This is a genomic window from Klebsiella aerogenes (assembly GCA_029027985.1).
In the GTDB taxonomy this organism is placed as follows: domain Bacteria; phylum Pseudomonadota; class Gammaproteobacteria; order Enterobacterales; family Enterobacteriaceae; genus Klebsiella; species Klebsiella aerogenes_A.
The window spans coordinates 1,838,271-1,857,990 of record CP119076.1 but is presented as its reverse complement, the minus strand read 5'-3'; the positions used below and the strand labels follow the sequence as shown (position 1 = coordinate 1,857,990).

General features: G+C 52.1%; 20 protein-coding genes and 3 tRNA genes. 6 read left to right on the top strand and 17 right to left on the bottom strand.

From position 1 onward, the window contains the following. Positions 1-7 precede the first annotated feature (7 nt). Together araG and PYR66_08800 are read right to left on the bottom strand one after the other, a co-directional pair. On the bottom strand, positions 8-1,522 hold the full coding sequence (gene araG, locus PYR66_08805) for an L-arabinose ABC transporter ATP-binding protein AraG (GenBank protein WEF29783.1): 1,515 nt from the start codon (positions 1,520-1,522) through the stop codon (positions 8-10). A gap of 61 nt (positions 1,523-1,583) precedes the next feature. Further along, on the bottom strand, positions 1,584-2,564 hold the full coding sequence (locus PYR66_08800) for an arabinose ABC transporter substrate-binding protein (GenBank protein WEF29782.1): 981 nt from the start codon (positions 2,562-2,564) through the stop codon (positions 1,584-1,586). Between the two features lie 861 nt (positions 2,565-3,425). Between PYR66_08800 and PYR66_08795 the strand changes: the two genes are divergently transcribed. Then, entirely contained in the window at positions 3,426-3,929 is a 504-nt protein-coding gene (locus tag PYR66_08795; GenBank protein ID WEF29781.1) for a non-heme ferritin-like protein, read from the top strand. 73 nt (positions 3,930-4,002) lie between these two features. On the opposite strand, the gene PYR66_08790 is transcribed toward PYR66_08795, so the two are convergent. Next, positions 4,003-4,254 (bottom strand): DUF2766 family protein, encoded by a 252-nt coding sequence (locus tag PYR66_08790; protein ID WEF29780.1) that lies wholly within the window; start codon positions 4,252-4,254, stop codon positions 4,003-4,005. A gap of 127 nt (positions 4,255-4,381) precedes the next feature. On the opposite strand from PYR66_08790, the gene PYR66_08785 reads away from it, so the two are divergent. Beyond that, positions 4,382-5,803 carry an MFS transporter gene (locus tag PYR66_08785; protein ID WEF29779.1) on the top strand — a complete coding sequence of 474 codons (1,422 nt, stop codon included), beginning with the start codon at positions 4,382-4,384 and terminating at the stop codon, positions 5,801-5,803. Positions 5,804-5,850: 47 nt separating this feature from the next. On the opposite strand, the gene PYR66_08780 is transcribed toward PYR66_08785, so the two are convergent. Next, entirely contained in the window at positions 5,851-6,489 is a 639-nt protein-coding gene (locus PYR66_08780) for an RpiB/LacA/LacB family sugar-phosphate isomerase (GenBank protein ID WEF29778.1), read from the bottom strand. A 398-nt stretch (positions 6,490-6,887) separates the two neighbouring features. On the opposite strand from PYR66_08780, the gene ftnA reads away from it, so the two are divergent. After that, entirely contained in the window at positions 6,888-7,385 is a 498-nt protein-coding gene (gene ftnA / locus PYR66_08775; GenBank protein WEF29777.1) for a non-heme ferritin, read from the top strand. A gap of 36 nt (positions 7,386-7,421) precedes the next feature. On the opposite strand, the gene PYR66_08770 is transcribed toward ftnA, so the two are convergent. Then, positions 7,422-7,661 (bottom strand): YecH family protein, encoded by a 240-nt coding sequence (locus PYR66_08770; GenBank protein ID WEF29776.1) that lies wholly within the window; start codon positions 7,659-7,661, stop codon positions 7,422-7,424. Between the two features lie 192 nt (positions 7,662-7,853). Here PYR66_08770 and tyrP point away from each other — a divergent pair, with 192 nt between their 5' ends. Beyond that, positions 7,854-9,065 (top strand): tyrosine transporter TyrP, encoded by a 1,212-nt coding sequence (gene tyrP / locus PYR66_08765; GenBank protein WEF29775.1) that lies wholly within the window; start codon positions 7,854-7,856, stop codon positions 9,063-9,065. Between the two features lie 25 nt (positions 9,066-9,090). On the opposite strand, the gene PYR66_08760 is transcribed toward tyrP, so the two are convergent. From PYR66_08760 to uvrY, 8 genes are all read right to left on the bottom strand, one after another. Next, positions 9,091-9,759 carry a YecA family protein gene (locus PYR66_08760; protein WEF29774.1) on the bottom strand — a complete coding sequence of 223 codons (669 nt, stop codon included), beginning with the start codon at positions 9,757-9,759 and terminating at the stop codon, positions 9,091-9,093. 121 nt (positions 9,760-9,880) lie between these two features. Further along, a complete protein-coding gene (locus PYR66_08755) occupies positions 9,881-10,462 on the bottom strand; it encodes a DUF805 domain-containing protein (GenBank protein WEF29773.1) in 582 nt (193 codons plus the stop codon). Between the two features lie 281 nt (positions 10,463-10,743). Beyond that, positions 10,744-10,830 (bottom strand) — tRNA-Leu (locus PYR66_08750). A 13-nt stretch (positions 10,831-10,843) separates the two neighbouring features. Next, positions 10,844-10,917, bottom strand: a tRNA-Cys gene (locus PYR66_08745). A gap of 40 nt (positions 10,918-10,957) precedes the next feature. Further along, positions 10,958-11,033 (bottom strand) — tRNA-Gly (locus PYR66_08740). Positions 11,034-11,183: 150 nt separating this feature from the next. After that, positions 11,184-11,732, bottom strand: coding sequence for a CDP-diacylglycerol--glycerol-3-phosphate 3-phosphatidyltransferase (gene pgsA, locus PYR66_08735; protein ID WEF29772.1), 549 nt, complete (start codon positions 11,730-11,732; stop codon positions 11,184-11,186). A 57-nt stretch (positions 11,733-11,789) separates the two neighbouring features. Next, a complete protein-coding gene (gene uvrC, locus PYR66_08730) occupies positions 11,790-13,622 on the bottom strand; it encodes an excinuclease ABC subunit UvrC (GenBank protein WEF29771.1) in 1,833 nt (610 codons plus the stop codon). After that, positions 13,619-14,275, bottom strand: coding sequence for a UvrY/SirA/GacA family response regulator transcription factor (gene uvrY, locus PYR66_08725; protein WEF29770.1), 657 nt, complete (start codon positions 14,273-14,275; stop codon positions 13,619-13,621). Before uvrY ends, uvrC begins: the two co-directional genes overlap by 4 nt. Before the next feature lie 465 nt (positions 14,276-14,740). Between uvrY and PYR66_08720 the strand changes: the two genes are divergently transcribed. Further along, complete coding sequence (locus PYR66_08720; GenBank protein ID WEF29769.1) at positions 14,741-14,965, top strand: DUF2594 family protein; 225 nt, start codon at positions 14,741-14,743, stop codon at positions 14,963-14,965. A gap of 68 nt (positions 14,966-15,033) precedes the next feature. On the opposite strand, the gene sdiA is transcribed toward PYR66_08720, so the two are convergent. Continuing rightward, a complete protein-coding gene (gene sdiA, locus PYR66_08715; GenBank protein ID WEF29768.1) occupies positions 15,034-15,756 on the bottom strand; it encodes a transcriptional regulator SdiA in 723 nt (240 codons plus the stop codon). A 145-nt stretch (positions 15,757-15,901) separates the two neighbouring features. Between sdiA and PYR66_08710 the strand changes: the two genes are divergently transcribed. Next, a complete protein-coding gene (locus PYR66_08710) occupies positions 15,902-17,263 on the top strand; it encodes a CoA transferase (protein ID WEF29767.1) in 1,362 nt (453 codons plus the stop codon). On the opposite strand, the gene yecC is transcribed toward PYR66_08710, so the two are convergent. Genes yecC through dcyD form a run of 3 tightly spaced genes read right to left on the bottom strand, consistent with a single transcriptional unit; the run spans position 17,264 to position 19,683 of the window. Beyond that, a complete protein-coding gene (yecC, locus tag PYR66_08705; GenBank protein ID WEF29766.1) occupies positions 17,264-18,016 on the bottom strand; it encodes an L-cystine ABC transporter ATP-binding protein YecC in 753 nt (250 codons plus the stop codon). Next, on the bottom strand, positions 18,013-18,681 hold the full coding sequence (gene tcyL, locus PYR66_08700; protein ID WEF29765.1) for a cystine ABC transporter permease: 669 nt from the start codon (positions 18,679-18,681) through the stop codon (positions 18,013-18,015). Before tcyL ends, yecC begins: the two co-directional genes overlap by 4 nt. A gap of 15 nt (positions 18,682-18,696) precedes the next feature. Then, positions 18,697-19,683 (bottom strand): D-cysteine desulfhydrase, encoded by a 987-nt coding sequence (gene dcyD / locus PYR66_08695; GenBank protein ID WEF29764.1) that lies wholly within the window; start codon positions 19,681-19,683, stop codon positions 18,697-18,699. Between the last annotated feature and the right edge of the window lie 37 nt (positions 19,684-19,720).

Here is a 19,720-nt window from a genome sequence, read left to right as displayed (position 1 = left end):
TCCTTACTCAGGCCACAGCCTGGCTAACTTTAGGCATCGCAAGGCTCAATGCCTGCTGTTCATTTGCATCTTCATGGCGTAGCTCGCCGGCGATTTCGCCTTCGCGCATCACCACGATACGGTCGGCGACGCCAAGCACTTCCGGCAGGTCGCTGGAGGCGAAGACGACCGCCACGCCAGAGGCCGCCAGAGCATAGATAACGTTGTAGATTTCATGCTTCGCACCAACGTCAATACCGCGGGTCGGCTCATCAAGCAGGATCACTTTCATCTCTTCCGACAACCAACGGCCGAGGATTGCCTTTTGCTGATTGCCGCCAGAGAGATTCATAATGAGCTGACCGGCGCCAGGGGTTTTGATATTCAGCGATTGGATATGCTGGTCGGCATTGCGCGCCTCCCAGGCGTTATTGATCACGCAGCCAGCATGAATATGTTTGCGCCGCGCGCTGATGTTGATGTTATCGCGCACCGAGTGCACCGGAATAATACCTTCCGCTTTGCGATCCTCCGGGCATAACATCATTCCCGCCTGAATTGCCTGCGCCGGTTTACGGATAGCGATCGCCTGGCCGTCGATATAGACCTGACCACCGGTAATTTTGCTCCCGCCAAACAACCCCTTCATGAGTTCGCTACGCCCGGCGCCAACCAGGCCGAATAAGCCGACGATTTCACCGCTGCGCACCGATAAACTCACCGGCATCCTGACGCCCGGCGCTTTTACCTCCTCCAGCCGCAGCCGCTCGCGGCCATATTCACGAGGTTTCCAGCCGTAGATATCGCCGAGGTTACGGCCAACCATCGCCTGGACTAACGTATCCTGGTTCACCTGCTGCATATCACTGAAGGTGCACACATAGCGACCATCTTTGAACACGGTAATGGCATCGCTAAGCGCGAAAATCTCCTCCATGCGGTGAGAAACATAAATAATCACTCGCCCTTCTTCACGAAGTTCACGAATCACGCGGAAAAGGTTGTCGATTTCCCGCGCAGAAAGTGAACTGGTGGGTTCATCAAAGGCAATAACCTTGGCATTGCGCGCCAGCGCCTTAGCAATTTCAACCATCTGCCACTGACCTATCGACAAATACTTCAGCGGCGTCTGCGGATCGATATCCAATCCCAGATGTTCCAGCTGCAGCCGTGCTTCATAATTCAGCAATGAGCGATTCACAATGCCGCCTTTATGCGGCAGTTGACCGAGATAAATGTTCTCAGCAACGGTCATCTCCGGGATAAGATGCAGCTCCTGGTAGATAATCGCCACGCCCGCATTCAACGCTTCGGTGGTATTGCTGAAGGTCTTCTCCTGCCCGGCAATCTGTAGATTGCCAGCAGTCGGAATGTAGTTGCCGCTGAGAATTTTTAAGAGGGTGGACTTCCCGGCGCCGTTTTCGCCCATCAGCGCGTGGATCTGCCCGCTATAGCAGTCAAAGCTAATATCAGACAACGCCTTAACGCCCGGGAACGTCATGGTGATGCCGCGAAATGAGAGATAAGGGGTAGATTGTTGCATAACGACTCCACTCTACTACGCATAGCCTCCCGCCGGGGCAGGAGGCAGATTCAGCCAGGCCTTACAGCCCTTTTTTCGCCAGCTCTTGCTTAAAGTTGTCGCGAGTGATCAACACGACATCGGTCACCGCGGTAAATTTCGGCGGTTCGGTGCCTTTAGTGACCCAGTTGTAAAGCATTTCGCTCGTTTTATAGCCGTGGATATCCGGGCTTGGCAGCAGAGAACCATAGAACCCCGTCGGCTGCGCTTTGGACAGTTCGTTCACCGCATCGACGCCATTAATGCCGATACCGATGACATCTGGCGCTTTAAAGCCCTGACCTTCGGTGGCGCGGACGCCGCCCAGTACGGTGTTATCGTTCATCCCGACAATTAACCAGTGTTTGACCTGTGGGTGCTGAACCAGCATCGAGTTACCGGCATCGAATGCGCCAGGGATATCGTTAGATTTGGTCGGTACGCGATAAATCTGTTTTTCCGGGAAACCGGCCGCTTTCAGCGCGTCAATGGAGCCAGTAGTACGGCGGCGCGCTGTATCCAGTTCATCGGCAGTAATCGCCATCACGCCGGTATCTTTCACATCCCAACCGCGCTTTTGCATCTCTTTATACAGCTCTTGCCCCTGACGGGCGCCGATTTCGCTGGCAGCCATCATCACCAACGGCACGCTCTCCATCGGCTTGCCTTTGGCATTAACAAACTGATCGTCAACAGTGATAACTTTCATATCATAGCCGCGAGCTTTCGCGACAATCGCCGCGCCCAGCTTGGGATCCGGAGTACAGATGACAAATCCCTTGGCGCCGCTGGCCGCCAGGCTGTCGATCGCATTGAGGGTCTTCTCGCCGTCCGGCACCGCGATTTTAATAACATCAAAACCCAAATCCTTCCCGGCTTTATCCGCGAATTTCCACTCCGTCTGGAACCACGGCTCTTCCGGTTGTTTCACTAGGAAACCGAGCTTGAGGGTTTCCGCCATAGCTGATTGTGACATAACCGCTGCGAGACCAATGGCCGCTAGCGCCTTAGTAAATTTGTGCATGGTAAACTCCAGCTTTCATTCGCTTTTATGTAGGGAAAAATCGAACTTAAAATTTTTATCAGTCTTAAAACAAGGCATTAGAAATAACGCAATCAACTTTGCCGTTGTTGAATTAGTTTTAACTGGAAATTATTTATCCATACGAGAGCGTCATCACACCGCAGAATTACAGTAATTGCGTACATAAATTCAGCAAAAAATGACATAAAAAAAGCGCCAATTGTCAGACAATTAGCAAATGATATAGCTAAATAATCCATATCATCAGCAGACTTATCCTTGTGGTCAGGCTGGGGTGAGGGTTGAAAACCGCCAGTACACGTTAAGCTGCTCAGATCCGATCAGTTATTTTAATTAATATTCATACACTTTTTAGCGCTTTCTATCAGTCACAAGCATTTCCCCGGCATATCCACCGCCATATTAATTAGCGTTCAGCTATTAACAAAAAATGATCTACAACAAATTTTTCAGTTGCTCATCATTCCCGAATAATGAACAAGCTATGAACGAAATATGAAATTAAAGTTAAAAAACCCTCATAATATAAATCAATGAGCTCTACGACAAACAACAGAAAAACAAAGTTATTAGAAATCAATTAATTAAAAAACATTAATACCCAATCAAAACAAGCAATAAAGATGATGTTGTAACAAAGCGTAAATTAGCGGCCTTGAGAGTTTTCTTATTCTCTACATGGATGTATTCTTATTTTATTGGTAGCGATAAATTAATGACCGAGCGCATATGGAAAGCGCATAATTTATTTTTCTGCCAATCATGTTGCGCCTGCACAATCCGTCTTTGCAAGATAGTCACGGGCGTCATCCCCCCTTCCAGGTAAATAAGGATATTGTTATGGCAGTCCCAGGAATGGTTCAGAAATTGAATACCCAGATGAATCTTGAGTTTCATGCGTCAAATGTTTATCTGCATTTGGGTGAATGGTGTGCTCAGCAGCGCCTCAACGGCACCGCAACTTTCTTACGAACTCGTGCGCAATCGAGCGTGACGCTAATGATGCGGGTTTTTGACTATATGAAAAAAGCGGGCGCCTGGCCGATTGTGAAAGCCGACGAAAGCTATGCTCCGGAGTGTACTTCCCTTGAAGAGGTGTTTACCAAAACCCTTGAAGAGTACCAGCAGCGCAGTAGCATGTTGTCAGGCCTGGCGCAGGAAGCAAAAGCGCAGAGCGATGACACCACATGGCGTTTTTTAACCCTACTCGAAAAAGAACAGCAGCAAGACGGGTTGTTACTGCAAACCGTACTTGAAGAAATTCGCACTGCTGATAAGGCCGGACTCTGCCTGGAACAGACCGACCGCCGACTACTCAATCTCATCGCTTCGCAGCAGCACTAATTTTACTGGCCGTTCCAGTTCGTGATGACAGGAACGGCCATTTCACATCGCCACTGGCTTCGCCACAACGAAATTAGTGCGCCTCACCCTGCGGGGTAAACTTCAGTTCAATCAACGCAATCGCCTTTTGCACCGCACGCAGCGTCACCGGGTCGGCGGAAGCCGGATGACTGGCGAAATCAATTGCTTTTAGCTGCGACGCCATCTTTTCACGCACCTCGACCGGGGCAATAACGTCAATGACATCGAGGATCTGTTTGATAACCAGCTGGCAGGCGACGACGTCGGAAACCAGTTCATCTTGTTCAGTAAAAGGTTGAGACATTTTTTACTCCTATTTTCAGGGGCGTAATAGTACCCTAAAACGCATTAGATAAAAAAACATGTGCTGAGCGGCAGGAAGAAAATCACGCCGCAAAGGTACTAATTCACTTTGCTATGGCTGCGACTCAATGCGTACAACAGCTCTTATGCCGAAAGCACGCGCTTTCTCCGCCCCGGCTTTACTGGTGGCTGGCGCTTTCTTTATGGAGTTCCTCGATGGCACGGTCATCGCCACTGCGCTACCCGATATGGCGAAGGATTTTGGCGTCACGGCGGTCGATCTCAATATCGGTATCAGCGCTTACCTGATCACCCTCGCAGTGCTGATCCCCGCCAGCGGCTGGATTGCCGATCGTTTTGGCGCACGCAAGGTGTTTACTCTGGCGCTAGCCATTTTTACCCTCGCTTCCATTTTCTGCGGCTTATCGCGCAACGTTGAAAGCTTCGTCGCTATGCGTATCCTACAGGGCGTCGGCGGCGCGTTGATGGTCCCCGTCGGGCGGCTGGCGGTACTGCGCACCACGCCCAAGGATCAGCTCATCAAGGCTATCGCCACATTAACCTGGCCGGCGCTGGTCGCGCCAATAATCGGTCCGCCGCTCGGAGGGTTCATAACCCGTTACGCCAGCTGGCACTGGATCTTTTTTATCAACGTTCCGCTAGGGCTACTGGCGATGGCGCTCTCGTTACGCATTATTCCCAATATCCGGGAAGAAGAGCGCCGTCCCTTTGACCTTCCCGGCTTTCTTGCGACATCGCTGGCGATGATAAGTCTGGTGGCCGCGATGGAACTTGTCGGCGACCGGCAGCCGCAAAGCTGGCATACGTTGGCGCTACTGGCGGTGGGGGTAGGTTGTATGGTTTTTGCGCTACGTCATTTCCGCCGCGCCGCCTGGCCAATGGTGCGCCTGGATGCCCTGCAGGTTCCGACCTTTCGGGTAACGATGTATGGCGGTTCACTGTTTCGTTCCTCGATAAGCACCGTTCCTTTCCTGCTACCGCTGTTGTTCCAGGTTGGTTTCGGCATGGATCCGTTCCATTCTGGCCTACTGGTATTGGCTGTTTTCGTAGGCAATCTGACCATCAAGCCTGCCACCACGCCGCTTATCCGCTGGCTGGGTTTCCGTCGCTTATTGCTGATTAATGGTGCGTTGAACGTTGCCTCGCTGCTTGCCTGCGCGCTGTTAACACCACACACGCCGATATGGCTGACGATGCTGATTCTCTATCTTGGCGGGGTTTTCCGTTCCATCCAATTTACCGGCATCAGTACCCTCGCCTTTGCCGATGTTCCTTCCGCACAGATGAGTTATGCCAATACGCTGTTCAGCACCGCCTCACAGTTGGCGGTGGGGCTCGGGATCACCCTCGGTGCTATTGGTATCCGGATCGGAGAACAGCTAAGTGAGTGGCTTAACTTAACGGCGTTGCCAGGAATCGATTTTCGTCTGGCGTTCGTCTTTATCGCGCTGATTTGCCTGGTGGGGATGATTGATACACTACATCTTACGCGGGATGCGGGCAGCACGGTTTCCAGTAAAGACAAGTAATAACGAACGGGCCTGCGCATTCGCGCAGGCCCGTGTAAAAAATCCGATTAACCGACTATCTGGCGCACAAAAGCTTCAATTTCTTTATCCTGGCAGTTTTCGAAGAAGCACTGCTGGAAACGAGGGCCTGAAACCGCAGTTTTTACCAGTTCTGGATCGATCGCCCGCAGGGTATCAAGATAGTTTTCTTTCACCACCGCCGCTTTCACTGTGTTGAGGATCCCGGCATTGCGTACCTGCGGCTCTTTGCGTTCCGGCGGATAACCTTCGCCGTTGCGGCCGGTGAATGCCTTCTCGAAAATAAAGCGTACGTTCAGCTCCGCCCCCCAACCAAAACCTTTGGCAAAAGGCAGCGACAACGCGTTACCGTTGTTGATCTGAGCAAACAGGAAGGCGTCTGCAGGATCAATACAGTAACCGCATACCACCCCCGGGTGAATATTCAGCGACATCAACGCTCCCTGGCCGGTGCCGCAACCGGTCACCACGAAATCAACCGCTTTGGAATTCAGCAGGATGCTGGCCATAATCCCCAGATGGATATAGGTCAGATGATGATCGTTCTCATCACTCATCCCTACGTTGTAAACCGGAAAGCCTTTATCCTCGGCAACGTTCTTCAATTCATTGAGGATGATGGCGTTTTTACTCGCCTGGCTGTTTTCCATCATCAGTGCGATTTTCATGCTTAACTCTCCTGAATGCTGTACGGGCACTGCCCGATAGTTCGTTAGCGTTATCAGGACTCTACTACTTCATAAATGCAATTTCAAACTTTATGAAAAGCCGTTTTATAAACTACGTGATGCTTCACATTTTACCGGCACACACCGTTCCGGCTCGGTTTACGGCCTCATCCCACTCGCGTCGCCCACTCGATATTCGCCTTTTCATTGCCTGGGGTAATATTCGGTTCAAATATCGAATTAAAACCATTCGCATTAATTATTATATTGCCAATGCGTTTTATTCCCATTTGCATTTTTAATAATTAAATTTTTTAATTTACTTTTTGCAAATAAATAACTAACAAATTATAGTGGCGGCACACGATGTTTTATTCTTTATTTCCGGAGTGGACGCCATGCTGAAAGCAGAAATGATCGAAAAACTTAATGAGCAAATGAATCTTGAGCTTTATTCCTCTTTGCTTTATCAGCAGATGAGCGCCTGGTGCAGCTACCATAGTTTTGAAGGCGCCGCGGCGTTTTTACGCCGTCACGCGCAAGAAGAAATGACGCATATGCAGCGTCTGTTCGACTATTTAACCGATACCGGCAGCCTGCCTCGCATTAACGCGATTAGTTCGCCGTTTGCCGAATATGCCTCTCTGGATGAGCTGTTCCGCCAGACCTATGAACACGAGCAGTTAATTACGCAAAAAATTAATGAACTGGCGCATGCCGCAATGACCAATCAGGATTACCCGACCTTTAACTTCCTGCAATGGTACGTTGCTGAACAGCATGAAGAAGAGAAATTATTCAAATCTGTTATTGATAAACTGACCCTCGCCGGTAAGAGCGGCGAAGGCTTGTACTTTATCGATAAAGAGCTGGCAACGCTCGATACGCAAAATTAATCCCCGCTGCGGCGGCCGTTTCTGGTCGCCGCGCGTTTAGTGACGGCAAATTTTACTTTCGCTAGTATTGAAGCCCTCTTCCGCTGCAATAAACTTACCTTTCTTCTGCAAAAAAGCCACCAGCTGTGCCGCATCTAAATCCTGCGCTGAACAGGTATGAAAGCGTGCCTGCATACCAAATCGCGCCTTAATTGCCGCCTCAAGGCTGGCTACTGTGTATGACTTGCCCGACGCGATCATCATCTGCAGTACTTCATGGCCGTGAATAGATTGCATAACTCCTCCTGTAAAGCGTGCAGCATATATGAGCTTGCCTTTACCGACTTTGCGCCAGCGCAGTCTTTGCTACCGGTAAATATCGTAAAGATATGATTACATGGCATGTAACCATCATTTGACGAAATCACGCATTTCACATACTCTGCGCGACATAATTATTTGTTCATTCCTTCATAGATAGAGAAAAGCGTGAAGAACCGCACTCTGGGTAGTATTTTAATCGTTGCCGGCACCACAATTGGCGCCGGTATGTTGGCGATGCCTCTCGCCTCAGCGGGAGTCGGCTTTGGCGTCACTCTGGTATTACTGATCTCGCTGTGGGCGCTGATGTGTTATACCGCCCTGTTGCTACTGGAAGTTTATCAACACGTTCCGGCGGATATGGGATTAGGCTCGTTGGCCGCACGCTATCTTGGCCGCTATGGCCAGTGGGTCACAGGCTTCTGTATGTTGTTCTTGATGTATGCCCTGACGGCGGCCTATATCAGCGGCGCCGGAGAGCTTCTGGCCTCCAGCCTGAATCAGTGGCTTAACTGGAGTTTGCCACCTTCTGCCGGGGTGTTGCTGTTTACCGGTATCGGCGGCGCGGTGGTGTGTATCGGTACCTCGTTGGTCGATCTGTTCAACCGCTTTTTATTCAGCGCCAAAATTATCTTCCTCGCAGTCATGCTCGTTCTGCTGCTGCCGCATATACACAAGATAAATCTGCTGACGCTACCGCTGCAGCAGGGGCTGGCGCTATCGGCGATTCCGGTTATTTTCACCTCATTTGGTTTTCACGGCAGCATCCCAAGCATCGTTAGCTACCTGAATGGCGATATCCGCAAACTGCGCCGCGTCTTCATCATCGGTAGCTTTATTCCGCTGGTCGCCTATATTTTCTGGCAGCTTGCGACGCTTGGCAGCATCGACTCCCCGGCCTTTACCGCCGTGCTGGCTAAAAATTCCGGTCTGAACGGCCTGCTGGCAGCAATTCGCGACGTCGTCGCCTCGCCACATGTGGAAGTGGCTGTACATCTGTTCGCCGACTTCGCATTGGCCACCTCTTTCCTCGGCGTCGCATTGGGTTTATTCGATTACCTGGCGGATTTGTTCCAACGTAGAAATACACCTGCCGGGCGTATCCAAAGCGGCGCCATCACCTTCCTGCCGCCGCTGGCCTTCGCCCTGTTCTATCCGCGTGGCTTCGTTATGGCGCTGGGCTACGCCGGGGTGGCGCTCGCTGTACTGGCGCTGATATTGCCATCAATGCTGGTCATGAAGAGCCGTAAACAGCACCCGCAAGCAACCTGGCGAGTACCGGGCGGCTCAGCTGCGTTGTGGTTGGTACTGTGTTGCGGAGTGGCGGTTGTGGTGATTCAGTTCTGTATTGTCGCAGGGTTATTACCCGCTGTCGGATAAGGAAAAGGGGCCTGGGGCCCCTTTTTTATTTCACTAAGCAACACTGCTTATATTTCTTGCCGCTACCGCAAGGGCAAGGGTCGTTACGCCCGACCTTGACCTCATTTCTTACCGGCTGCTGCACGGCCGTCGGCTGAGCATGTTCCATCCAGTAATCGTATAAAGCAAGCGCCGCAGGCTTAATGCTATCGACGCTGTCGACAAATTCATCCGCAGTCAGCGCATCGAGCGCTTCAAAGCGTTCTTCCGTTCCGTGCAGGGCGATGACATCAAGCTGCGGCTGCAGATCCACAGGCAATGTCGACCAATCGCAGAGCGCAACGCCACGCATGTAGCCAAAGCACCACTCTTCAACAATGGTCAGCTCCTGGCCTTCAAATTCACGGGTACCGAACAGCGGCTCAAACTGCTCCGGATAGTCAGCCAGACGTTCGGCGATATCGCTCATATGCTGCAGCGTCAGATTGACGAAACGGTCACGTTCGCGATCGTTAGCCCAGCGCGGCACGTTATCCGCTCCGCCCCAAATAGACAGCAGCCATTGCGCAGGTTCGATTTCCGTCGGCCCGGATAAGATAGCCGTCAGCAGGCCATCAAGTTCAGAGACATCAAGGATGGCGCCCTCAGTGGCATATTTTGACAGGATTTCGTCCAGCCACTCGAGTTCGCTTTCGTTCAGGGGTCCGGTTTTCATAAACAGGCTCGTGATGAGAGAAAAATGGCGCTTACAGTAGCGAAAATGGCGGGAGAAAACCACCCGCACTCACTAACGTAGGGGAATTTATTAACGCCGGGCAAGCCCGGCGGCAAATCAATTACATATCTTTAATAATATTAGAACGCATGACGTCGTATTCGCTTTCGCTAATCACGCCCTCATCAAGCATTTTTTTTGCCTGCGCCAGGCGATCTCTGACGCCATCCGCAGTGGAACGCTGACCAGCCATACCGGCCCCGGGGGCATTGTTACTGCTATTATCGTCGTTCTGTTCATCGCCAAAGCGGTTGCTGCCAACGGTACCACGGGTAAAAATCATCCAAATCGACATGACCAGCGCGGCCACGCCGCCCAGGACAATCACCCATACCCATAACGCTGCTCTGCCCTCTTCAACGGTGGCGGCAATACCAATCAGGCCGATCAGCATAATGCCGTACGGCGCCAGCAACCACCAACCCGATTTATTCAGATCGTGCAGTCGGCGAACCGCGACCGCCAGCCCAGGTAGAATAATAATTAAGCCAAATATTCCGCCGACAACCGGGATCAGCCCCAGGATCGCCGATAAGATAAAGTTAGCAATAGTAAAGACCACATATTCCTGACGCGCGGAGCGGCCGCGAAAAGTGGCGTATTTACGAAAACAGTTCCCGTAGCTTTCAAGCAACGTGGCCATAAGGTCCCTCATATATAATTATCATTGCCATAAAGGCGGCACATACCCAAAGGATAGCCATCCTGCGCCATCATTAACGCCGGTAATATATTACCCGAAATGGCTTGCAAATTTCCTGATAAAAACAGGTGGGGAAAATTCTCAATGTATTGGCCAGAGCATATCGAGAGATGCTCAGTCAGTAGCGCTGATGATGTGGGAGGGGAAATAGAAATGAAAAAACCACCCGGAGGTGGTTTCACGACACTGCTTATTGCTTTGATTATTCTACTTTATCCCAATGGTACCCGGAGTGGGACTTGAACCCACACAGCGCGAACGCCGAGGGATTTTAAATCCCTTGTGTCTACCGATTCCACCATCCGGGCTCGGGATATAAAGTGGAGGCGCGTTCCGGAGTCGAACCGGACTAGACGGATTTGCAATCCGCTACATAACCGCTTTGCTAACGCGCCTTTAATACTTAAACACCCGCAACTGCCGATGCTTTTAATTTGGAGCGGGAAACGAGACTCGAACTCGCGACCCCGACCTTGGCAAGGTCGTGCTCTACCAACTGAGCTATTCCCGCATCATCAAGTTAATTGCTAATCACTTGATTTTGTTATCGTCTGGAAGACTGTGCCGCCGTTCGATGCGTTGCATTCTACTTATCTGGCGCGGTGAGTCAACGGTATTTTTCGCAACTTTGCATCGTTTGCTGAAATTTACGCCGAAACGATCACTGTTCAAGCAAATCGCCGCGCGCTGCGTTCAAATATTGCAGCATTGACCACAAAGTGAGTACCGCAGCAACCATAAACAGAACGATACCGGCCCACTCAACCCACATATTTGGACGCCACAGCATCCACACCAGCGCTGCCATCTGTGCCGTGGTTTTCACTTTACCGATCCACGATACCGCCACGCTGCTGCGCTTACCCAGCTCCGCCATCCACTCACGCAACGCGGAGATAATAATTTCACGCGCGATCATCGTCGCTGCCGGTAGCGTCACCCACCAGGTATGATAGTGCTCGGCAACCAATACCATCGCGATGGCCACCATCACTTTATCCGCAACCGGATCCAGGAAGGCGCCGAAACGAGTGCTTTGATTCCAGCGACGCGCCAAAAAACCATCGAACCAGTCGGTGACGGCAGCGACAAAGAAAATCAACGCGCAGACGAATGGCGCCCAGCTAAAGGGCAAGTAGAACGCCAATACGAAGAATGGGATCAGGATGACGCGAAACAGAGTAAGCAACGTAGGGATATTAAATTGCATAGTAACGGGTAACTATCTGTTGTAAGTGTAAATTAGCCCTATGTTGCTACAGAGCCCCTAATGTTTCAACGAGTAGAAGATCTTTTCTGCCAGTCCGTGAGATATCCCCGGTACTTGCGCAATTTCTTCCACACTGGCTTTCTGCAAACCTTGCAGACCGCCCATGTACTTCAACAGCATTTGCCGACGCTTTGGCCCCACCCCTTCTATCGTCTCCAGGGTACTGGTGCTCTTCACCTTCGCCCGTTTTTTCCGATGTCCGGAAATGGCGTGATCGTGTGACTCATCGCGAATGTGCTGGATAACGTGTAAAGCAGGAGAATCCGGCGGCAGACTAAAACCCTCGCCCTCCGGTTCAAAGAATAACGTTTCCAGTCCGGCTTTGCGATCGCTCCCTTTCGCCACCCCCAATAATAGAGGATGATTTTTATCCCATGGCACATCCAGCTCGGCAAACACCGCTTTCGCCTGGCCGAGCTGACCTTTTCCGCCGTCGATCAGGATAACGTCGGGGATCTTGTTCTCTTCTATCGCTTTACCATAGCGGCGGCGTAAAACCTGATTCATTGCCGCATAGTCATCGCCCGGCGTGATACCGGTAATGTTGTAGCGTCGGTACTCCGCCCGCAGCGGGCCATTGCTATCGAACACCACGCAGGATGCCACGGTTTGCTCACCCATCGTATGGCTGATATCAAAGCATTCCATGCGCGTCACCGCCGGAAGCTTCAGTAACGTAGCCAGCGCCTGCAAACGCTGGCTCACCGTCGATTGCTGAGACAGTTTGGTGGTGAGCGCCACCGCAGCGTTAGTGCGCGCCAGTTTGAGATAACGCGCGCGATCGCCGCGAGGTTTTGTTTGTACGTGCACCCGCCGTCCTGCCAACTCGGACAGAGAATCGGCGAGCAGGGTTTTATCGCCAAGGTTGAAATCGAGTAGAATTTCCCCCGGCAGAGTACGCATCTGGCTGCCCTGCAGGTAGAACTGCCCCACGAAAGTCTCGACCACTTCGCCAAGTTCGGTACCGCCTGGAACCTTCGGAAAATAGCTGCGGCTACCCAGCACTTTGCCCTGACGAATAAACAGAACATGCACGCAGGCCATGCCAGCATCAAAGGCCACGCCGATAACATCCAAATCGTCACCATTATTGGAAACGAACTGTTTCTCCGTCACCCGGCGTACCGCCTGAATTTGATCGCGAATGCGAGCAGCCTCTTCGAATTCGAGCGCCTGACTCGCCTTTTCCATACGGGCAATAAGTTGCGTCAGTACCTGATCGTCTTTGCCGGCCAGGAATAACCGCACATATTCAACCTGCTGCTCATACTCTTCCTCGCTCACCAATCCGGCGACGCACGGGCCAAGGCAGCGGCCGATTTGATACTGCAAACAGGGACGCGAACGGTTGCGATAAACACTATTCTCGCATTGACGAATCGGGAAGATTTTTTGCAACAGCGCGAGCGTTTCGCGTACCGCATAGCCGTTGGGGAACGGACCGAAATATTCCCCTTTCGCGTGTTTAGCGCCACGATGCATGGCCAACCGAGGATGGGTATCGCCGCTGAGGAATATAAAGGGGTAGGATTTATCGTCCCGCAGCAGCACGTTATAACGCGGCTGGTACAACTTGATATAGTTGTGTTCAAGCAGCAGCGCTTCCGTTTCGGTATGCGTTACGGTCACGTCAATTTGCGCGATCAGCGCGACCAGAGCCTCGGTTTTACGCGAAGCCAGGTTGCTGCGAAAATAGCTGCTCAGGCGCTTTTTCAGATCTTTCGCTTTCCCGACATAAATGACGGTACCGCCGGCATCGTACATACGATAGACGCCCGGTTGGCTGGTAACCGTCTTGAGGAAGGCTTTTGCGTCAAAAACATCACTCACTGACTTGCTAACGACTCCGCATTGCACAGGCCATGGCGAATTGCCAGGTGAGTTAGCTCCACATCACCATGAATGTTCAATTTGCTGAACATGCGATAGCGATAGCTATTCACCGTCTTAGGACTCAGATTTAACTGCTCTGAGATCTCGTTGACCTTTTGGCCCTTGGTGATCATCAGCATAATCTGCAACTCGCGTTCAGACAAACTGGCAAACGGCGATTCCGTTTTTTCCGGTTCAATCTGACTGAGCGCCATCTGTTGGGCGATATCGGAAGCAATATAACGTTGACCCGACGCTACACAGCGGATCGCATTCACCACTTCCTGCGGGGCGGCACCTTTACTTAAATAACCGGCAGCACCAGCCTGCATGACCTTAGCAGGCAGCGGATTTTCAGTATGCACGGTTAGCATGATCACTTTGGTATCGACAATAGAGCGCGCAATTTTACGCGTCGCTTCAAGCCCCCCGATACCCGGCATGTTCATATCCATCAGGACGACGTCCACTGGATTCGCACGGCACCACTTCACGGCATCCTCGCCACAGCAGGCCTCACCGGCAACTTTAATCCCTTTTATATCTTCCAGAATGCGTCGTATCCCTGCGCGCACTAGTTCGTGGTCATCAACAAGAAGTACGTTGATCAAAGGAATAATCTCCAGAATTAGGGATAACGCTACTGATAGTTTATCGCCTATATATTACCGGGTTTTATCGTAACTTTAAAAGCCCAAAAACCATCCTCAAGAAGATTTCCCTCCCATTTATGGCAATTTGTCGCCACAGCAAGTGGAAACCTATACAGAACATATAGTTGGATTATGTTTCTTTTTTAACATTCGCCCTACAGAAGGCGTAAAAAAAGCAACAGAATACGTAGCTGATAAATACGTTTTTTAAGATGTAACAATAATTAACTTCACCATAAAACCAGCGCAAAAATTAACGACACCCGTTTAGATGAACAGATATTATTCAGTCAATTAAACCATTCACAGCTCAGAGCAGAGAACACAAATCAAGCACTCCTTTTTTTTCCGCCGCTTGTGGTATACTGCGCCGCCTTAACATTCAGTATTGCGCAAAAGCGCCGATAGCAAACGAGGATATCGATGAGCACACCAGATTTTTCCACTGCAGAAAATAATCAACAGCTGGCGCAGGAAGTTTCCTGCCTGAAAGCAATGCTGACCCTGATGCTTCAGGCTATGGGCCAGGCAGATGCGGGTCGTGTGATTATTAAAATGGAAAAGCAAATCACGCAGATGGAAGATGAGGCTCAGGCTGCCGTATTCTCCAGCACCGTTAAGCAAATTAAACAAGCTTACCGTCAGTAAAAAAGGACCGGCTGAAAGTTATCACTGACAGCCGGTTTCACGTCTGACACGCAGAACGAGCGATTCGCTCAAATTAATCCTGTCGCGACGGCATAACAGGCTATTTGCGTTTTGTTCGGTGCGTTAAATTTCCGCTGCATATTCTTCTGATGGAAATTGACCGTATTTTCCGAAATAGACAAAATCATCGCCACCTCAGCTGAGGTTTTGCCTTCCGCCGTCCATTTCAAAATCTCCAGCTCCCGTCGACTAAACTTCATCTCCGGCGGCATCACCATCCCATCTTCCAGACGCAGTAGCGCCAGCAGGCTCAGTTCGGTCAGCGTACGCAGGCGTAATTCTAACTCATCCTCCTGATACGGCCCCGGTTGCGCGCTTTTAGCAGAGACCGATAAGAAACCCTGCGCATGATTCGGTAAGGTCAGACACTGCGTCACACCTTTATTTAAACCATGATCGCGTGCGCCGTTCCACAATTCCGGTGTATCGCAAAATAGCTGGTCATTCCACGGTAAATGTCCCCGGAGGAAATTCTCGCTACGTAATACTGGATCAATAGCAAAATAATTCTCAGACTGATAATGCGCCATCCAGGCCTGCGGATAAGTTGATTGCAGCGTGAGTTTCGGACGCGTAAAAGGCACCGGGTGGCGCACGCAGAGCGCGTAGTAGTCATATTCCAGTTCTTCCGTTTGTTGCTGGAGCAGATTATAAACCGTATCTCCATCCTGAGTTGACTGGAATTGTTGCAGCATTTCCCGCCGCCAGCTGAAAAAATCAATGTCCCTCATAACCTACCAAATAACTCCTGAGTGATAATCATTATTATAAATACATAAAACTAACACATAAATCTTATTTATATGTATAAAATATCGTAGCCATCGCATTATTCGATTTCCGTTGATGATTATTTGTCAGGCTCAGGAGAAAAATATGCTCTCGCCATCGCCTTCAATGACCCTCTATTCCCGGCTGTGGCAGGCCTTTGACTCAACGCCCGCCCCGGTAATCGATTTCCATCAACAGGGAGCATTACCTTCCTGTTTTGCCGTCAGCGATTTTGCCGCCGCCTCGATGGGGGTTGCCGCCGCTTATCTGGCTCGCTTGTGTCACACATCCTCTGCGCCGCGGGTCGATCGTCGGCTGGCGTCCTACTGGTTTTCCAGTAGCGTCAGGCCGCTCAATCGCCCTTTGCAGCAACTGTGGGATCCGCTGGCGGGCGATTACCAAACGCTGGATGGTTGGATCCGTCTGCACACCAATGCAGCCCACCACAGGCAAGCCGTGGCGCGGGTTCTGGGCGTTCATGCCACGCGAGAGGCGCTGGCGCAGCAAGTCAGTCAGTGGCGCGCGCAGGCGCTGGAACAGGTGGTTGTCGATCACGGCGGCTGCGCCGCAGCGATGCGCAGCGCCAGGCAGTGGCAAACCCATCCGCAGGGTATCGCCGTTAGCCGGCAGCCGCTGCTCATTGAAGAATATTTGCCGCCAGGATCGCCGGCGAGCTGGCCGCTGTCCCCTTCCCGTCCTTTATGCGGGATCCGGGTACTGGATTTAACCCGAATTATCGCCGGGCCGGTCGCGACACGCTTTCTTGCAGGGCTCGGCGCTGACGTATTACGCATCGACCCTCTCGACTGGCAGGAACCGACGCTCGAAGAAGAAATTACCCTCGGTAAGCGTTGCGCCCGTTTGAATATAAAAACGCAAATCGATAAGCAACGTTTAATCGTTTTGCTCTCTCAAGCCGATGTCATTGTCCACGGCTACCGCGCCGATGCGCTGGATGTTTTAGGCCTGGATAGCCAGACCAGAGCAACGCTGTCGCCGGGGATAATTGATGTTTCGCTGAATGCCTGGGGATGGGATGGCCCATGGCGCAACCGCCGCGGCTTTGACAGCCTGGTACAGATGGCCTGCGGCATCGCGGAGGCCGGACAGCGCTGGCGCAAAGCGGATAAACCCGTACCACTACCGGTACAGGCATTAGATCACGCTACCGGCTATTTGATGGCGGCAGCGGTATTGAAAGGTCTTCTCCAACGCATTGAAAACGGCGCGGGCTATCGCGCCCGGTTATCTCTGGCGCGCGTCGCCGCCAGCCTGATGCCATGGCCAGGCGCGCAGGATGAAGCTCCGTTCGCTCCCTTGCAACGGGCCGATTTCAAGCCTGCATTAGAGTACTCGGCGTTTGGCCTGGCGGAACGGCTGAATTTCCCAATTCGTCTGGCGGGCACGCCGATGGTCTGGTCACGGCCGCCCAGCCGATTGGGGACGGCCGCACCAGAGTGGTGGTGATTACTGCATCAAGAACTTCTCGAGGAACTGCCGGGTACGTGGTTGTTGCGGATTAGCAAACAGCTCCCTGGCATTACCCTGTTCAACAATGCGTCCCTGATCCATAAAGATCGCACGGTCGGCGACATCGCGGGCAAAGCTCATCTCATGAGTGACGATGACCATGGTCCGTTTTTCCTGCGCCAACTGGCGGATGGTATTTAATACCTCACCCACCAGTTCAGGATCCAACGCCGAGGTCGGCTCATCAAAAAGGATCACATCCGGGCGCATCGCTAGCGCACGGGCAATCGCCACACGCTGCTGTTGACCACCGGATAAACGGCGTGGATAGCTATTCTCTTTGCCAGACAGCCCCACTTTCGCCAACAGTTCACGCGCCAACGACACCGCTTCGTTCTTATCTTCGCCTTTTACAATAACCGGCCCTTCAATAATGTTCTCCAGTACCGTACGGTGCGGGAACAGATTGAAGTTCTGGAATACGAAGCCAACGTGCTGACGCAGACGACGAATTAGCCCTTTCTGCTGACCTATGCTGCGCGAGGTATCGATAGTGACATCGCCCACCCGGATGGTGCCGGCTTCAGGTTGTTCAAGGAGATTAATACTACGTAGCAGCGTCGTTTTACCGGAGCCGCTGGGACCGATAATTGCCACTACCTCCCCTTGCTGAACCTCAAGATCGATGCCGTGCAGCACGGTCTGACCGTGGAATTTCTTCACCAGGTTTTTGACTTCAATCGCACTCATTTTGGATCACGCTCCTGGCGGTTCAGCTGGTTTTCAAAATAGTTCTGCAGCGTCGACAGCACCGTCGCCATCACCCAATAGATCAGCGAGGCGGCCAGATACATCGTGAACACTTCCAGCGTACGTGACGTAATCAACTGCGCCTGACGGAACAGTTCCGGTACCTGAATCGTTGCCGCCAGCGAGGTATCTTTTACCAAGCTGATAAAGCTATTAGATAACGGCGGTAGCGCCACGCGAGCGGCCTGCGGCAAAATCGCCCGCCGCAGAGTCTGCCACGGCGTCATGCCGATACTTGCCGCCGCTTCCCACTGCCCTTTATCGATTGAGGCAATCGCCGCACGCAGCGTTTCCGCCGCATAGGCCGCGGTGTTCAGCGACAGGCCAATCATCGCCGCCGGGATTGGATCCAGCTCGATACCAAACTGCGGCAGACCGTAGTAGATCATAAACAGCTGGGCGATCAGCGGCGTACCGCGGAAAATAGAGATATACATCCGCGCCAGCCATCTGACCGGCCAGATTGACGACATGCGCATCAGCGCAAGGATAAAGCCCAGCAGCAGGCCGAAGAACATGCCGCCGATACTCAGCTGTAGCGTAAAAACCGCACCTTTTAACAGGTATGGCGCGGAATCAATAACCAGTTGGATACTTTCTTGCATTCGATTAGTTCTGTATTAGACGTGCGGATGATAAGCAAACAGCGCCGGTGCGCCGCCCGTATGGATAAATAGAATCGGCCCCTCATCCTTAAAGCGATTCTGATTGATGCCGTCAATCAAACCGGCCATTGCTTTGCCGGTATAGACCGGATCCAGCAGGATACCTTCCAGCTGCGCCAGTAATTTCACGGCTTCCATCCCTTCCTCATTCGACGTGCCGTAACCCGGCGCGAAGTAATCATCCCACAGGGTAATCTCCGCTTTCGCCTGCAGCTCAAGGCTATTGGCAACAGCCTGCTGAAGCGCCACCACCTTCGGCAACTGGTCAGCCACGCTGCGTGACACGGTCACACCGATTAATTCCGCGTCTGGCATCAGCTGTTCCAGGCCAACCGCCAGACCGGCATGCGTGCCTGCGCTACCGGAGGCGACCACTACCGAGGAGATCTCTACCGCCCCTTCGCACTGCTGGGCGATTTCCAGCGCGCTTTCGACATAACCCAGCGCACCAAGGGCGTTAGAGCCGCCAACCGGAATGACATACGGGCGATAACCCTGCGCTTCAATGCGGGTTGCCAGTTCTTCCAACTGCGCATTGGGGTCGGTCAGGGCGTCGCACATCTCGACCTGGGTATTAAACAGGTCCAACAGCAGACGGTTACCGTTGCTCAGATAGTTTTCCGCGCGGGTGCCAATCGGATTTTCCAGCAACGCCACGCAGTGCAAGCCAAGCTTAGCGGCCACGGCCGCGGTCTGGCGTACATGGTTCGATTGGATCGCGCCGGCGGTAATCAGTGTATCTGCCCCTTCACGCAGCGCATCGGCGGCGAGGAATTCCAGCTTACGCAGTTTATTTCCTCCCATCGCCATCGGAGTAACATCGTCGCGTTTAATAAAAATATCCCGACCGAGGTGATCGGACAGGCGTGGCAGATATTCCAGCGGCGTCGGTGCGCCAATAAATTCCAGACGCGGAAAACGCGTTAAATTTTGCAGTGACATGACACCTCCTGACTCAGTTATCCTTATTATGCACGCA

What these genes read in the sequence shown, in the direction of transcription:
- PYR66_08795 (WEF29781.1), top strand. Translation starts at nt 3,426, where the DNA reads ATGGCAGTCCCAGGAATGGTTCAGAAATTGAATACCCAGATGAATCTT.
- tcyL (WEF29765.1), bottom strand. Translation starts at nt 18,681, where the DNA reads ATGCAAGAAAGTATCCAACTGGTTATTGATTCCGCGCCATACCTGTTA.
- PYR66_08770 (WEF29776.1), bottom strand. Translation starts at nt 7,661, where the DNA reads ATGCAATCTATTCACGGCCATGAAGTACTGCAGATGATGATCGCGTCG.
- PYR66_08790 (WEF29780.1), bottom strand. Translation starts at nt 4,254, where the DNA reads ATGTCTCAACCTTTTACTGAACAAGATGAACTGGTTTCCGACGTCGTC.
- PYR66_08785 (WEF29779.1), top strand. Translation starts at nt 4,382, where the DNA reads ATGCGTACAACAGCTCTTATGCCGAAAGCACGCGCTTTCTCCGCCCCG.
- PYR66_08800 (WEF29782.1), bottom strand. Translation starts at nt 2,564, where the DNA reads ATGCACAAATTTACTAAGGCGCTAGCGGCCATTGGTCTCGCAGCGGTT.
- dcyD (WEF29764.1), bottom strand. Translation starts at nt 19,683, where the DNA reads ATGTCACTGCAAAATTTAACGCGTTTTCCGCGTCTGGAATTTATTGGC.
- PYR66_08760 (WEF29774.1), bottom strand. Translation starts at nt 9,759, where the DNA reads ATGAAAACCGGACCCCTGAACGAAAGCGAACTCGAGTGGCTGGACGAA.
- sdiA (WEF29768.1), bottom strand. Translation starts at nt 15,756, where the DNA reads ATGAGGGACATTGATTTTTTCAGCTGGCGGCGGGAAATGCTGCAACAA.
- yecC (WEF29766.1), bottom strand. Translation starts at nt 18,016, where the DNA reads ATGAGTGCGATTGAAGTCAAAAACCTGGTGAAGAAATTCCACGGTCAG.
- PYR66_08710 (WEF29767.1), top strand. Translation starts at nt 15,902, where the DNA reads ATGCTCTCGCCATCGCCTTCAATGACCCTCTATTCCCGGCTGTGGCAG.
- PYR66_08780 (WEF29778.1), bottom strand. Translation starts at nt 6,489, where the DNA reads ATGAAAATCGCACTGATGATGGAAAACAGCCAGGCGAGTAAAAACGCC.
- araG (WEF29783.1), bottom strand. Translation starts at nt 1,522, where the DNA reads ATGCAACAATCTACCCCTTATCTCTCATTTCGCGGCATCACCATGACG.
- ftnA (WEF29777.1), top strand. Translation starts at nt 6,888, where the DNA reads ATGCTGAAAGCAGAAATGATCGAAAAACTTAATGAGCAAATGAATCTT.
- pgsA (WEF29772.1), bottom strand. Translation starts at nt 11,732, where the DNA reads ATGCAATTTAATATCCCTACGTTGCTTACTCTGTTTCGCGTCATCCTG.
- PYR66_08720 (WEF29769.1), top strand. Translation starts at nt 14,741, where the DNA reads ATGAGCACACCAGATTTTTCCACTGCAGAAAATAATCAACAGCTGGCG.
- PYR66_08755 (WEF29773.1), bottom strand. Translation starts at nt 10,462, where the DNA reads ATGGCCACGTTGCTTGAAAGCTACGGGAACTGTTTTCGTAAATACGCC.